At 72.6% G+C, this 13,656-nt stretch carries 15 protein-coding genes and 2 tRNA genes; 6 read left to right on the forward strand and 11 right to left on the reverse strand.

Translation table 11 applies throughout. From position 1 onward, the window contains the following. Window positions 1-8 precede the first annotated feature (8 nt). The 4 genes from KKZ08_RS06750 to KKZ08_RS06765 all read right to left on the reverse strand — a co-directional run bounded on the left by KKZ08_RS06750 (window position 9) and on the right by KKZ08_RS06765 (window position 4,532). Window positions 9-572: an HIT domain-containing protein gene (locus tag KKZ08_RS06750; protein ID WP_223773572.1), complete on the reverse strand. Its 564-nt coding sequence runs from the start codon at window positions 570-572 to the stop codon at window positions 9-11. 76 nt (window positions 573-648) lie between these two features. Continuing rightward, window positions 649-2,556, reverse strand: coding sequence for a threonine--tRNA ligase (gene thrS / locus KKZ08_RS06755; protein WP_223773573.1), 1,908 nt, complete (start codon window positions 2,554-2,556; stop codon window positions 649-651). 168 nt (window positions 2,557-2,724) lie between these two features. Next, window positions 2,725-3,969 (reverse strand): hypothetical protein, encoded by a 1,245-nt coding sequence (locus tag KKZ08_RS06760; protein ID WP_223778937.1) that lies wholly within the window; start codon window positions 3,967-3,969, stop codon window positions 2,725-2,727. Then, complete coding sequence (locus tag KKZ08_RS06765; protein ID WP_223773574.1) at window positions 3,966-4,532, reverse strand: DUF4365 domain-containing protein; 567 nt, start codon at window positions 4,530-4,532, stop codon at window positions 3,966-3,968. The genes KKZ08_RS06760 and KKZ08_RS06765 overlap by 4 nt, the downstream gene beginning before the upstream one ends. 167 nt (window positions 4,533-4,699) lie before the next feature. Here KKZ08_RS06765 and KKZ08_RS06770 point away from each other — a divergent pair, with 167 nt between their 5' ends. After that, window positions 4,700-5,425 (forward strand): 3'-5' exonuclease, encoded by a 726-nt coding sequence (locus KKZ08_RS06770; protein ID WP_223773575.1) that lies wholly within the window; start codon window positions 4,700-4,702, stop codon window positions 5,423-5,425. Between the two features lie 88 nt (window positions 5,426-5,513). Here KKZ08_RS06770 and KKZ08_RS06775 read toward each other — a convergent pair. Both KKZ08_RS06775 and KKZ08_RS06780 read right to left on the reverse strand, forming a co-directional pair. Further along, a tRNA-Val gene (locus KKZ08_RS06775) sits at window positions 5,514-5,585 on the reverse strand. Window positions 5,586-5,624: 39 nt separating this feature from the next. Then, entirely contained in the window at window positions 5,625-6,071 is a 447-nt protein-coding gene (locus KKZ08_RS06780; protein WP_223773576.1) for an SRPBCC family protein, read from the reverse strand. A gap of 102 nt (window positions 6,072-6,173) precedes the next feature. Between KKZ08_RS06780 and KKZ08_RS06785 the strand changes: the two genes are divergently transcribed. Continuing rightward, window positions 6,174-8,642: a hypothetical protein gene (locus KKZ08_RS06785; protein WP_223773577.1), complete on the forward strand. Its 2,469-nt coding sequence runs from the start codon at window positions 6,174-6,176 to the stop codon at window positions 8,640-8,642. A gap of 117 nt (window positions 8,643-8,759) precedes the next feature. Here the strand turns inward: KKZ08_RS06785 and KKZ08_RS06790 are convergent. Together KKZ08_RS06790 and KKZ08_RS06795 are read right to left on the reverse strand one after the other, a co-directional pair. Beyond that, window positions 8,760-8,831 (reverse strand) — tRNA-Val (locus KKZ08_RS06790). A gap of 66 nt (window positions 8,832-8,897) precedes the next feature. After that, complete coding sequence (locus KKZ08_RS06795) at window positions 8,898-9,341, reverse strand: TIGR02611 family protein (RefSeq protein ID WP_223773578.1); 444 nt, start codon at window positions 9,339-9,341, stop codon at window positions 8,898-8,900. Window positions 9,342-9,532: 191 nt separating this feature from the next. Between KKZ08_RS06795 and KKZ08_RS06800 the strand changes: the two genes are divergently transcribed. Next, a complete protein-coding gene (locus tag KKZ08_RS06800) occupies window positions 9,533-9,946 on the forward strand; it encodes an SsgA family sporulation/cell division regulator (RefSeq protein ID WP_003959770.1) in 414 nt (137 codons plus the stop codon). 229 nt (window positions 9,947-10,175) lie between these two features. Further along, window positions 10,176-10,733 (forward strand): CGNR zinc finger domain-containing protein, encoded by a 558-nt coding sequence (locus KKZ08_RS06805; RefSeq protein ID WP_223773579.1) that lies wholly within the window; start codon window positions 10,176-10,178, stop codon window positions 10,731-10,733. On the opposite strand, the gene KKZ08_RS06810 is transcribed toward KKZ08_RS06805, so the two are convergent. Beyond that, window positions 10,730-10,951 carry a hypothetical protein gene (locus KKZ08_RS06810; protein WP_223773580.1) on the reverse strand — a complete coding sequence of 74 codons (222 nt, stop codon included), beginning with the start codon at window positions 10,949-10,951 and terminating at the stop codon, window positions 10,730-10,732. The genes KKZ08_RS06805 and KKZ08_RS06810 overlap by 4 nt on opposite strands. 188 nt (window positions 10,952-11,139) lie before the next feature. Here KKZ08_RS06810 and KKZ08_RS06815 point away from each other — a divergent pair, with 188 nt between their 5' ends. Beyond that, a complete protein-coding gene (locus KKZ08_RS06815) occupies window positions 11,140-11,541 on the forward strand; it encodes a hypothetical protein (protein ID WP_223773581.1) in 402 nt (133 codons plus the stop codon). Between the two features lie 84 nt (window positions 11,542-11,625). Here KKZ08_RS06815 and KKZ08_RS06820 read toward each other — a convergent pair whose 3' ends face one another. After that, window positions 11,626-12,072 carry a hypothetical protein gene (locus tag KKZ08_RS06820; protein WP_223773582.1) on the reverse strand — a complete coding sequence of 149 codons (447 nt, stop codon included), beginning with the start codon at window positions 12,070-12,072 and terminating at the stop codon, window positions 11,626-11,628. Between the two features lie 205 nt (window positions 12,073-12,277). Between KKZ08_RS06820 and KKZ08_RS06825 the strand changes: the two genes are divergently transcribed. After that, window positions 12,278-12,805 (forward strand): DsbA family protein, encoded by a 528-nt coding sequence (locus KKZ08_RS06825; protein ID WP_223773583.1) that lies wholly within the window; start codon window positions 12,278-12,280, stop codon window positions 12,803-12,805. A gap of 3 nt (window positions 12,806-12,808) precedes the next feature. On the opposite strand, the gene KKZ08_RS06830 is transcribed toward KKZ08_RS06825, so the two are convergent. After that, the gene (locus tag KKZ08_RS06830; RefSeq protein ID WP_223773584.1) at window positions 12,809-13,633 is read right to left on the reverse strand and encodes a GNAT family N-acetyltransferase; all 825 of its coding nucleotides are present in this window, start codon (window positions 13,631-13,633) and stop codon (window positions 12,809-12,811) included. Window positions 13,634-13,656 lie beyond the last annotated feature (23 nt).

Raw genomic sequence — 13,656 nt, forward strand, 5'->3', positions numbered from 1 at the left:
CGGCAGTGCTACAGCGCCGCGGGCCAGGCGTCAGCGAGCATCTTGCGGGTGTCGGCGAGCAGCTGCGGCAGCACCTTCGTGTGCCCCACGACCGGCATGAAGTTGGTGTCGCCGCCCCAGCGCGGGACGACGTGCTGGTGCAGGTGCGCGGCGATGCCGGCGCCCGCCACGGCTCCTTGGTTCATGCCGATGTTGAAGCCGTGCGCGCCGGACGCGGCGCGCAGGGCCGTCATCGCCTGCTTGGTCAGCTCGCCCAGCTCGGCGGTCTCGGGGGCGGTGAGATCGGTGTAGTCGGCGACGTGCCGGTAGGGCACGACCATCAGATGGCCGCCGTTGTACGGGTAGAGGTTCAGCACCCCGTACACGTGCTCGCCGCGCGCGATCACCAGGCCGTCCTCGTCGGACTTGGCCGGGATGGAGCAGAAGGGGCAGCCGTCGTCGGCCCCCGGTCCCGTGGGCTTGTTCTCGCCCTGGATGTACGCCATCCGGTGGGGCGTCCACAGGCGCTGGAACGCGTCCTGCGTACCCACTCCGATCTGCTGCTCCGGCTCACTCGTCATGGTGGTCAGCATATTCCCCGGCGGGTGCGTGGCGAGGGGCGGCCCCGAACGGGACCGCCCCTGGAACCCCGCGGCGGCGGGGAGCACGTCACACCTGTACGCGGCGCTCCACGACGTCGACGAGCTTCGCGATCGCCTCGTCACGGGGAATCCCGTTCTCCTGCGACCCGTCGCGGTAGCGGAAGGAGACCGCTCCGGCGTTCATGTCGTCGTCACCGACGATGACCATGAACGGCACCTTGGACTTCTGCGCGTTGCGGATCTTCTTCTGCATACGGTCCGACGAGGCGTCCACCTCGACCCGCAGCCCCCGCCTCCTCGCCTCCTCGGCGAACTCCTGGAGGTAGGGCACGTGCGCGTCGCCGACCGGGATGCCGATCGCCTGGACCGGGGCCAGCCACGCCGGGAACGCGCCCGCGTAGTGCTCGAGGAGGACACCGAAGAACCGCTCGATCGATCCGAACAGCGCGCGGTGCAGCATGACCGGCTGCTGCTTGGAGCCGTCCGCCGAGGTGTACTCCAGGCCGAACCGCTTGGGCTGGTTGAAGTCGACCTGGAGGGTCGACATCTGCCAGGACCGGCCGATCGCGTCCTTCGCCTGCACCGAGATCTTCGGGCCGTAGTACGCGGCGCCGCCCGGGTCAGGGACCAGCGGAAGGCCCTGCTTCTCGGCCGCCTGGCGCAGCGCCTCGGTGGCCTCCGCCCAGTCCTCGTCGGAGCCGATGAACTTGTCGGAGTCGTCGCGGGTGGACAGCTCCAGCTCGAACTCGTTCAGGCCGTAGTCGCGCAGCAGGTCCAGGACGAAGGTGAGGAGCTTGTCGAGCTCCTCGGCCATCTGCTCCTTGGTGCAGTAGATGTGCGAGTCGTCCTGCGTGAAGCCGCGCGAGCGGGTCAGGCCGTGCACGACGCCCGACTTCTCGTAGCGGTAGACCGTGCCGAACTCGAAGAGCCGCAGGGGCAGTTCGCGGTAGGAGCGGCCGCGCGACTTGAAGATGAGGTTGTGCATCGGGCAGTTCATCGCCTTCAGGCGGTAGTTCTGCCCGTCGAACTCGATCGGCGGGAACATGCCCTCCGCGTAGTGCGGCAGGTGCCCGGAGGTCTCGAAGAGGTGCTCCTTCGAGATGTGCGGGGTGTTCACGAACTCGTAGCCCGCGTCCTCGTGCCGCTTGCGGGAGTAGTCCTCCATCACCTTGCGGATCACGCCGCCCTTGGGGTGGAAGACCGCGAGGCCCGGGCCCAGCTCCTCCGGGAAGGAGAAGAGGTCCAGCTCGGAGCCGAGCTTGCGGTGGTCGCGCTTCTCGGCCTCGGCGAGGAACTCCAGGTGCGCCTTGAGCTCGTCCTTCGACGGCCACGCGGTGCCGTAGATGCGCTGGAGCTGCGGGTTCTTCTCGCTGCCGCGCCAGTAGGCGGCAGCGGAGCGCATCAGCTTGAACGCGGGGATGTTCCGGGTGGTGGGCAGGTGCGGACCCCGGCAGAGGTCCTTCCAGCACAGCTCGCCGGTCTTCGCGTCGATGTTGTCGTAGATGGTCAGCTCGCCGGCGCCCACCTCGGCGTCCGCGCCGTCGGCGGCGTTCGCGGCGTTGCCCTTGAGGCCGATGAGCTCCAGCTTGTACGGCTCGTCGGCCAGCTCCACGCGGGCGTCGTCGTCATTGGTGACGCGAGCGCTGACGCTCCTCCTGCAACCTCGCGTTGAGAAGGCCGTCCTGGGCGGGCCGATGCCCAGCTTGGCCTCGGGGAAGAGCTCCTGCACGGCCTGCGCCATGACGTGCGCGGTCGAGTGGCGCAGGATGTTCAGGCCGTCCTCGGAGGAGATCTCCACGGCCTCGATCTCGTCGCCGTCGGCGACGGCGTACGCCAGGTCCTTCAGCTCGCCGGCCACGCGGGCGGCGACGATGGTGCGCTCACCGGCGAAGATCTCGGCGGCCGTAGTGCCCGTCGTCACCACGCGCTCTTCCCGCTCGGAATCGCGTTGGATGATCACACGGACGTCAGACACCGGTCTCTCCTTGCAGAAGGGGGCTGCGGCGCTCTCTCTGATGCGCGCGCACTAAGGATCGTACCGAGCCGGGGGCACCCGCCGCGAAACGGTTGTCCCCGCCGCCCGGAAGCGCCCCCTCCGCACCGGCCCCCGGCGGGCGCGCCCAGTCGCCGCCGCACGTCTCGCTCAGTCGCCGCCGCACGCCTCCCCGAAGAAGTCGAGGTTCTCCTGGAGCGACTTCATGAGCCGGTCCCGGTCCCCCTCGTCCACCTGTACCGGCACCACCCCGGTCGCCCCCGTCAGCCGCCGGAACCCGCCCCGGCTCTCCAGGCGCCCGTGCACCCGGATCGGCAGCCCGACCAGATGGGCGTGGCCCGCGACGCGGTACGACTCCTCGTCCAGGGTCATCCGCACGTGCGGGATCTCCGCCCCGCCGATCACCCGCAGCCGCACCGTGCCCTCCCCGCCCGGCGAGGAGCGCCGCATCCGCACCACGGTCCCGGTGATCCGCACCGGCACCGACGGCTCGTCGCGCAGATAGCGGGCGCCCGCCTCACGGAGCACCGTCAGGTCGCCGGGCGAGAACTCGACGGGCTCGGCGTACGCCGCACACCCCTCGGGCACCTGTGCGCCGGGCGCCCACTCCACGGCGATACGCGCCCCTTCGGTGCCCCGCACCAGGGCCACGATCGCCTCGGTCAGTTCATGGCTCACACCTGCCTCGACCGCCCCGTCGAAGGCGTCCATGCCGCCGGTGGCGCGCTGGTAGTCGACGGCCTCGCGGGCCGCGTACAGCGCCTGATGCAGCCTGACCGCGAGTGGCCGCCCGGTGAGCACAGGCACGAAAGCGGTGGGCTGCCGCCCGCCGGGGGCGGGCCCCACCAGGACGTTCTCCAGCGCGGCGGTGGCGGGCCCGCGGTGCCGCGCGCCGTAGTACCCGGCCCGGCCGCGCGCGGCGAGTGCCCCGGCGAGCAGCATCCGCCGGGCCGCGGAGCGCAGCTGCTCCTCGACCGGCCAGGGCGCGGCACCGGCGGGCCCCGTCGGCACATCGCGCCACCAGTGGATCTCGTCGCTGGGCACGCAGAGTCCTACGAGCACGTCACGGGCGGCCGGCGCGGCGCTGCGGGAGAGCGCGACGAGGGCCTCGCCGATCAGGTCCTCGCAGTCGGGGAAGGCCCGGCTCTCGGGCACCAGGAGGCTGGTGCCCCTGCCGTCGGGCCCCGGCGGCATCCAGCGGGCATAGCGGCCCGGGGCTCCTCCGCGTCGTTGCCAGCCGTGCCGGGCGAGCAGCGCGGCGAGCACCGCGGGGTCGACGGTGCCGGGCTCGGGCGGGGCGGGCTCGGGCGAGGCGGTCCACGGGCCCGCGACCGGGGCGAGGTGCGGGTGCGGACGGGCGGGGTGCGGGGGCTCTTCGTGGGGGCGGTGCATCAGGGGCTGTCCCCCGTCCCGACCCGCGTCATGATCTCGCGGAGCGCGCGGTCGTCGAAGATCCGCGAGGTCGGTATCCGCACGGTGGTCCTGCGCCGGCCGGTCACCGGGTGCCCCGCGAGGTTGGTCCAGTAGCAGCAGTGCCGCAGGTCGAGCCGGTCGTGACCGGCGCGCAGCCAGTCGTCCTGGGACCTGGGCACGAGCATCACGACGAGGATCTTGTGGACCGAGACCGGCGTGCGGGCGAGCTTCTCCAGGTGCGGGTTGTCGAGCGTGAAGGAGAAGGCGGGCCGGTCCGGGTCCGGCGCCGTCTGGTAGGTGCACTTCAGCTGGACCTTGATGGTGACCTCGTCGTCGACCGTGTGACCGGGGGCGCTGTGGCTGACGTGCCAGTCGATGCCGTTGTCCGGAAAGGGCTGGGAGAGCGAGCATCCGGCGGCGGCAGCGACGGCGTGCAGATAGCCCACCTGGAGGGTCTCCATACAGGCGGTGACGGCGAGTGTGCCGCGCGGCGGTGCGATCCGCTCGGGCAGCAGCCCACCCCGTTCGGGCCGCGCGAGCGCCATGTCCAACAGGCCTTTCCACAACGGTACTTCCCCGCTCGGGCCGTCAACGCCTGGGCCCAGTACCTCTGTTGTCTCCGGGCCGCGTACAGCGCAAACGGCCCGGGTATCACCAGCGTGGGCAGGGGACTGACGTCATCTGCCGGGACTGATCGAGGAGTTGCGTCACCATGACGTGCTGGTACGAGGGGCCCTTGGCCGCATTCGACACAGAGACCACGGGCGTCGACGTCGAGACCGACCGCATCGTGTCGGCCGCCGTCGTCGTCCAGCAGGGCGCGGGGACCCGTCCGCGCATCACCCGCTGGCTGGTGAACCCGGGCATCCCGGTGCCCGAGGAGTCCACCGCCGTACACGGACTGACGGAGGATCACCTCCAGCGCAACGGCCGCTGGCCCGCGCCGGTGATGGAGGAGATAGCGCGCGATCTGGCCGAACAGGGCGCGGCGGGACGGCCGATCGTGGTGATGAACGCGCCGTTCGACCTGACCATCCTGGACCGGGAGCTGCGCCGGCACCGCGCCTCGTCGCTGAGCCGCTACATGGAGGGCTCGCCCCTCTGTGTGATCGACCCGCGGGTCCTGGACAAGCAGCTTGACCGCTACCGCAAGGGCCGCCGCACACTGACCGACCTGTGCGCGCACTACGAGGTGGAGCTGGCGGATGCGCACGACGCGGCGGCGGACGCGCAGGCCGCTCTCGATGTCGTACGAGCGGTGGGGCGCCGTTTCTCGGCCCGTCTGGAGCGGCTCTCCCCCGGCGAGCTGCACACGCTCCAGGCCGTCTGGCACGCGGCGCAGGCGCGCGGGCTCCAGGCGTGGTTCGCCAAGAGCGGCTCACCGGAGGCGGTGGACCCGGCATGGCCGCTGCGTCCCGAACTCCGGGCGGCTGCCTGAGGCCCGACCGGCCGCGCACACCCGCGGCGCGACGCCGCGCGGGCAAGAAAAAACCGGTCCGTCTGCTGACGGACCGGCATTCTCCGGGTGGGCGATACTGGGTTCGAACCAGTGACCTCTTCGGTGTGAACGAAGCGCTCTCCCACTGAGCTAATCGCCCGGGAACGGACTGAACAATACAGGTCCGGGCGCCTTTCCTTCAAACCGCTGCCAGATACGCCGCGAGACCTCTGCGGCCCGCCCGCATCATGAGGGCGTGGTTGAGCAGGAACACGGGCCTTCCGGGGACCGCGAGGCGCCGCATCAGCGGCCGCCGCACCTCGACCTCCTGGTCGTAGCGGGCGCGCGCCCCCCTCGGCCCATCGGTCACCGTCCAGCGCGCCCAGCCCTCCAGGTCCCCGGCCATGGTGATCTCCAGGACCCCGGCTTCGGGGTCGCGCCGCCGCTCCCGCGCGGTGACGACGAGGTCGTACGGGAGGAAGGACCGGAAGCGGAAGACGCCGTTGCGGCCGTCGTCCGAGGTCGCCTCGCGCACCTGCGGCCACCACAGCGGATAGTCCTCCACCCGCTCCAGGACGGCGTAGGCCTGTACGGGCGTACCGGGCAGATCCCACAGGCTGCGGAAGCGGTAGTGACACCAGTTCATGGAGGGATCCTGCCCGGTGGGGCCGGTGGGCACCGGATCTGAGTACGTCGTGAGTATCCGCGCCGATGCCGCCGGACGTGGCGCCGACCACACTCCCCAGGCATGACGAACATTCCGCCACCGGCCGAGGAGCTGCGTCTCCTCGACTGGGAGCTGCGCCAACTGGAGGCGCGCAGGACGCAGTTGCTGCGCCGCCGGGCCTGGCTGCTCGGCGTCCTGCGCTCGGCGGGCCCGGCCGCGCCGCCCTCTCACCCGGCCGGCCCGGCCGCCCCCGCCCCCGCTCCCCCGAGCGCGCAGAACGTCCTGCTGACGCTGGGCGGCGTGCTGCTGACCATCGCCGCGATCGCCTTCACGGTGGTGAGCTGGGGGCACCTGGGCATCGCCGGGCGCAGCGCGGCCCTCGGGGTGGTGACCCTGGCGGCGCTCGCTGCTCCCGCGCTGCTGCTGCGACGTTCGCTGCGCTCGACGGCCGAGGCGGTGGCGGGCCTGGGGCTCGCGCTGACCGTCCTCGACTCGTACGCGCTGCGCTACCTCGCCCTTCCCGAAACAGCGACGCTCGGTTACGCCGCCGGCACCTCCGTGGTCCTCGCCATGCTGTGGGCGGGGTACGGCCTGCTCCTCGGCGAGCTGCGCCTGCCGCTGCCGACGGCGGTGGCGACGGCCCAACTGCCTCTGATCCTCTGGGCGGGCGCCGTGGACGCGGGCGAGCACGCCGTGACGGCCGCGCTGCTCGTGACGGCGGCTTTCGGCGCCGCGCTCGCGCTGTGGGCGACCGTCAGGTCCGTACGGGTCGTCGCGGCCGTCGGCGGCGGCGTGCTCGGCCTGTGGGGTGCGGCGGGCGCGGGCCTGCTGTCGCTGCGGGTCACGGACCCGACGGAGGCGGCGCGCGCCGGGGTGCTGCTGCTCTTCGCCGCGTTGATCGTTCTGGTGGTGGCGTGGCGGGCGAAGGAGACGCGGACCGCCGCCGGTGCGGCGGGCGCGGGTGGCCTGCTCGTGGTGGCCGCGTGCGGTGGCGTGCTGCGCACCGTCCTGCCGCCCGAGTGGACCGTCCCGGCCTGCCTGGTGTGCGGTGTCGCGCTGCTGGCCGCCGTCCGCACGGCTCTGCCCCGGCCCGTGCGGATCGGCGCGGCGGGCGCGTCCGCCGTGGTCCAGGGCTTCGCGGTGCTGTGGGCGCTCCCCGTCACCGCCGTGGCCCTGATCGGCCCCCTCGGCTGGGCCACGCGGATCTGGACGGGCGCCCCGCGGGACGCCCGGGCCGCCCTCCTCGTCGAACCGCCCCTGTCCCACCCGCTCCTGGCGCCCCTGGTCCTCGCGACCGTCGCCGCGGTCCTGCTCATGGTCTCCGGAGCGCTCAGCAGGGGGTCGGCTTCGCTCGGCCCGCTCTTCGGGAGCGGCGCCGCCGCGTACCCCGTCATCCGCTACGGCGCGGGAGCACTCGTCTGGGCCGCCGGTGTCGCCCTGCCGTCCGCGCTGGGCCTTCCGTACGCGGCCGGGCTGGCGGCCCAGATGACCGTGGCCGCGATCCTGCTGATCGTCGCCGCCCGCGCCACGTCCACCGCTTCCGCCCTGACGGCTTCGGCCCTGGCCCTGGTGTCCTCGGTGAGCGTCGCGTTCCTCTCGCTGCCCACGGAGGCGGCGACCCTCGGCACCCTCGGCGCGCTCACGGCCCTGTGCCTGGCCGCCTGCGCCTGGACGGCACGTCGGCCGCCGTCGACACCGGGTGGGGCGGCGGCGGGGGCCGCGGCTCCGGCACCGCATGGGCCCGGCGCGGTCGCGCTCACCGCGTGTGCGGCCCTCGCGTACGCCACCGCGCTCGTCTGCGCCATGCGCGGCGGGCTGCGCCCGGAGCACATCGGGCTGACCGTCCTCGCCGTCCCGGCCCTCGCCGCGTTCGCCGCAGCCCGCCTCGGGCCGCACCCGGCGGCCCTGCCGGTCGAGATCATGGCGGCCGCGTCCGGGGGCCTCGCCCTCACGCTCACCGTGGCGCATACCCCGACGCTCGCGCTCGCGCTGGCCCTCTGCGGGCTCATCGCGGCGGGCACGGCACTGCGTCCCGACCGCCGCCCGGTGGGCTACGCGGCCGTGGCCCTGCTCCTCCTGGCGAGCTGGGTCCGCCTCGCCTCCTGGGAGGTGGTGACCCCGGAGGCGTACACGCTGCCGGCCACCGTCCCCGCGCTCCTCATCGGCCTGCTGCGCCGCCGCCGCGACCCCGAGGTCTCCTCCTGGGTGGCCTACGGTCCCGGCCTCGCCCTGACGCTGCTGCCGAGCCTCGCCGCCACCTGGGGCGACCCGCACTGGCAGCGCCCGCTGCTGCTCGGCGTCGCGGCGCTCACCCTGACACTGACCGGCGCCCGGCACCGGCTGCGCGCCCCGCTGGTCCTCGGCGGCACGGTGCTCGCCCTGGACGCGCTGCACGAACTGGCCCCGTACCTCGTACAGGTGGCGGGCGTCCTGCCCCGCTGGCTGCCGCCCGCGCTGGCGGGACTGCTGCTCCTGGCCGTCGGCGCGACGTACGAGCAACGGCTGCGCGACGCGCGGCGGTTGCGGAATGCCCTCGGCCGAATGCACTGAATGCGGACCGTGGCACACAACCGCGGCCACCATATGTGGACCCGTCAATTCCCTTGAAAAACAGAGGAAATACGAGAACGGCCCGGAGGCTCAAAGCCTCCGGGCCGCAATCCGGGGTGGGCGATACTGGGTTCGAACCAGTGACCTCTTCGGTGTGAACGAAGCGCTCTCCCACTGAGCTAATCGCCCCGGGCGCACGGAGAACATTACCGCATGTCAGCGGGTGCTTCCGACCGCCCCGGAGTCACCCCTCGGTCACTCCTTGATCTTCCACGGCATCGTGATGCCGAACTTCCAGACGTAGACCGCGACGAGCACCGCGACGATCACCAGGCCGATGGTCGTCAGGATGATGTTCCGGCGGCGCACCTTCGGGTCGAGCGCGCGCTGTGCGGCCTCGGTGACCTTGCGTTTCGTCCAGCGCAGCACCAGCTGGGCCCAGACGAACTCGGTCGCCCAGATCGCCATTCCGCCGAAGATCACCAGCCAGCCGGGGCCGGGCAGCGGAAGCATGATGATGCCCGCGACGACCACCGCGAGCCCCACGATGAACACGCCGACCTGCCAGCTCAGGTGCAGCGCCTTGCGGGCCTGGATGTACTGCGGCGCCCGCGACCCGAGCGGCTGCTCGGCCTGCGTCCCGGGGGCCGGTTCCACGACCCCCGTGGGCTCCTTACGCCCGTTACTCCCCGTATTCATACGGCCAAACCCTACCGGACGGAAACCCGTCACCGGAATGGGTGCACGGACAGCAGAGAGAACCCGCCAGTCGAGCTACCTAAAGACACGCAAAACCCTCAGAGGGGTTTACAACGGCACCGTAGGTGGCATGTCGATTTCGCCGACGTGCGAATCCCCGAGCGCACACTGAGCGAAAGGCCCTGGCGCTTATGAACACCACGGTCAGCTGCGAGCTGCACCTGCGCCTCGTTGTGTCGAGCGAGTCCTCACTGCCTGTACCCGCAGGACTGCGGTATGACACGGCCGATCCCTATGCCGTGCACGCCACCTTCCACACCGGAGCCGAGGAAACGGTCGAGTGGGTGTTCGCCCGCGACCTCCTCGCCGAGGGCCTGCACCGGCCCACCGGAACCGGCGACGTCCGAGTCTGGCCGTCCCGGAGCCACGGTCAGGGCGTTGTCTGCATCGCCCTGAGCTCGCCGGAGGGCGAGGCTCTGCTCGAGGCCCCGGCGCGGGCCCTGGAGTCCTTCCTGAAGCGAACAGACGCGGCCGTGCCGCCCGGCACGGAGCACCGCCACTTCGATCTCGACACGGAGCTGTCACACATCCTGGCCGAAAGCTAACGGCGCGGGAGCGTCGAGATCCCGTCACGCCGTCCGACTCGGGGCGACGGCGCAGGCAGTCACGACACCACAAGGCGCGACAAGCCGAGACAAGGCGAACAGAACAGTCACCGGCGCCGTCACCGCGGGAATCCCGCGGCGACGGCGCCGGTGCGTCTCCCGGGGGAGCCGCTAGCATCGGCCAGCGTCGGCGGGCACAGGCCCGACCCCCCAGGCCAGGGAGCGCATCGTGCTGATCACCCACGACAACCGGTGTTCTCTCGACGCCGTGGTCGATCTGGTGAACACCGCACCCGAGGAGGACGGCCCCGACGGCCTCGCGGACCTCGCGGCGCTCAGTGACTTCGTACGAACGCACGAAGTGAGCGACGTCGGAGTGCTCTCGGAGCGTGACGTCGCCGACGTGCGCCGGGTGCGCGGCCGCTTCGCCGAGGTCTTCGCGAACCCCGAGCCCCGGGCCGCGTCCACGATCATCAACGAGCTGATCGCGGCGGCGGGCACCACGCCGCGCCTCACCGACCACGACGGCTACGACTGGCACATCCACTACTACGCGCCGGGGGCGTCCATCGCGGACCACCTGGCGGCCGACTGCGGGATGGCGCTGGCCTTCTTCGTCGTCGCCGGGGAGCAGGAGCGGCTGCGGCGCTGCGAGGCACCGGACTGCCGACGCGCCTTCGTCGACCTCTCCCGCAACCGCTCCCGCCGCTACTGCGACAGCCGTACCTGCGGCAACCGTCTGCATGTCGCCGCGTACCGGGCGCGCCGCAAGGAAGCCGCGGGCTAGAGAAGCAGCAGGTCGTGGAGCGACGCCAGCAGGATCAGCATGCCGACCACCGTCAGAAAGATCATCAGCGGTGGCTGGGAGAGGGCGAAGAGGCAGCCTCGCGGTTCTTCGTCGGTGGCGTGCCGCTCTTCGTCGGCAGGTCGTCGCTCTTGGGCCGGTACCGCTTGCCGTCCGTCGTCCGGCGCGGCCGCATCGCCCTGTGTGGTGGTGTCCAGCATCTCGCGCTGATGATGACGCAGGCGGCGGGCCCCCGCTGACCAACACGCCCGAACGAGGGGGCAGTTCGCCGGATCCCGTGAACAGGGAAAGTCCAGGGCCCGACGCGTTCCGTCCATGGCCCCCGGCCGTTCACCCCCGCGACACTCGGCGGCACCGCCCGCACTCGAACGAGGGAGCCGCCATGGTCATGGAACGCAGACGGCTGTTGACGACCGCCCTCGGCGGGGGTGCCCTGTCCGCCGTCCCGCTCGTCGCCGCGTCGGCCACGGCCGGCCGCACCGCCTCGTGGCGCCGCGTCCCGCACCGCGGCATCCGCCCCGACGACCCCGAGGGCCGCGCCCCGCTGCCCAACCCGCGCCGCGGGTTCCGCTACGAGATGTCGTACAACGCCCGTGACCTGACGAGCCCTTGGCCGAGCGAGCAGGACCACTCCCCCGACGCCGCGCGCACCCTCGGCCTCCTGGAGCGCGAGTATGGCCCGGGTGCGCACCTCACGCAGCTGTACTTCTACCTCTGGGAGTACGCGTCCCCGCGCGCGGCCGGGCCGTGCGGTGCGCGAACGCCTCGGTGGCGTGGGAGGACGGCGTGAGCATGCTGGCCGAGGTCCGGCTGCCCTGACGGGCGGGCCCGGCCAAAGGCGTGCCGGGGCCGTCGGGCCGTCGCGTCGCCCGTGTCAGATGCCGTGCTTCTTCAAGATGGCCTCGATGTCGCTGAAGTCCTCCGCGGGCGCGGCGGCCTTCGGTTTGGCGGCGGGGCGCGCGGCGGCCGGGCGGGCACCCTCGCCGAGCGAGGGCGCGGAGGCCGTGGGGGCCACCGCCTCGCGCCGGTCGGCCTTCGCGGCCTTGCGTTCCTTGCGGGTGCCGCCCCTGCGGCGCTCCACCGCGCGTGTGCCGAGGAAGATCAGCCAGGCCGCGCCGAGCACGCCGAAGCCGACCCACGCCTTGAGGCTGAACGCGGTGTCGGCGGCCCATCCGACGACGCCGGTCAGGGCGAGTCCGACGGGCACCAGGGAGTACGCGGCGAGGCGGGCCGCGGTCAGGAACCGCTTGCGATAGGCCGAGACCACGGCGATGCCGAGCCCGGCCGCGGATACGGCGGAACAGACGGTCTCGGCAATCATCCGGCCCTCCAGGCATACAGGCGTACGTCGTGCGTGACGTGGTCGTCCCTTCCATCCTGCACCGGGTGGGCCCCGCCAAGCCACGCCCGGGCCGGACCTCAGGGACATATCCGGGTCATCTCGGGGTCCGGCCTCCTCCCCAGGTGCCGGTCCGCGCTCCCGCTCCCGGTTGGGAGGCGCCACCGGGGGCTGGGAGACTGTGCCCATGAGCGACTCCCCTCCTGACCACTCCGCCCGCCCCGTCGTCCTCGACGTCTGGTGTGAGCTCCAGTGCCCCGACTGCCGCACCGCCCTGGATGACGTGCGCGCCCTGCGTGCGCGCTACGGCGACCGCGTCGAGCTGCGCCTGCGGCACTTCCCCCTGGAGAAGCACAAGCACTCCTTCGCCGCCGCGCAGGCCGCCGAGGAGGCCTTCGAGCAGGGCAAGGGCTGGCCGTACGTCGAGGCCGTGCTCGCCGGGGTCGAGGAACTGGACCGCCGGGGCGAGCCGTTCCTGGTGGACACCGCCCGGGAACTCGGTCTGGACGCCGAGGAGTTCGACACCGCCCTCATCGACGGCCGGCACATCCTGATCGTCGACGCCGACCAGGCCGAGGGCAAGGCGATCGGGGTCACCGGCACGCCGACGTACGTCATCGGCGGCGAGCGCCTGGACGGCGGCAAGAGCCAGGAAGGGCTGCGCGAGCGCATCGAGGAGATCACCGACGGGCTGCTGGCGGCCGAGGGCTCCTAGCCCTTAGAGCAGCGGCTTGTACAGGGAGTACGAGACGGGTTCGTAGCCGAGCGAGTCGTACAGGCACAGGGCCGGGGCGTTGCCCGCGAAGACGTTGAGGCCGATGCGGTCCCGGCCCGCCGCGCGCGTCTGCGCCTCGGCCAGGAGCATCAGGGAACGGCCGTGGCCGCGCCCCCGGCAGTCCTCGTCGACCTCGACGCGGAAGACGAACGCGTCGTCGTCGCGGAGCGTGAGCCACAGGGTGCCGGCCTTCGCGCCCTCCTGGGTGAGCGCGCTCAGCAGGGTGCCGGGGGTGGCCAGGCCCTGAGGCAGGAGCGCGGCGTGGTCGGCCTCGGACTTCGCGCGCGCCTGCGCCTCGGGCACGCCCCGGTCGGTCCAGTCGCGCGTGTAGCTCCGCCGGGCCCGCGCCAGCCACACCTCGTACTCGTCCTCGGCCATCGGCCGACCCCGGACCCCGGGTGGCAGCGCGGCGGGCTCGGCCGGCACCGGCTTCGCCATCCGGCGGTTGCGCTCCACATAGCCGAGCGCCGTCGCCAGGCGCAGCGCGGCGACCGACTCGGCCGGAATGTCCGCCTCGATGCGCTCGCAGCCCCAGCCGCGGGCGACCTCCTCCGCCGCGAGCGCGGCCACGGTGGCGCGCCCCCGCCCGCGGTCGGGCTCGGCGATCCGCAGATCCGTCACCCGGCAGACCGCGGGGCCGAAGACGGCGTGGGTCGCGAGCGTGATCGAGCCCACGGGCCGGCTGTTCACACAGACGTCGTACGTGCGCGCCTTGACGCCGTCGGCGCTCCGCTGAAGCGGCCCGGTCGGCCGCAGGGTCGTGGTCATCCCAGGGGTTCTACCCGCCCGGG

This window comes from Streptomyces sp. 135 (assembly GCF_020026305.1).
In the GTDB taxonomy this organism is placed as follows: domain Bacteria; phylum Actinomycetota; class Actinomycetes; order Streptomycetales; family Streptomycetaceae; genus Streptomyces.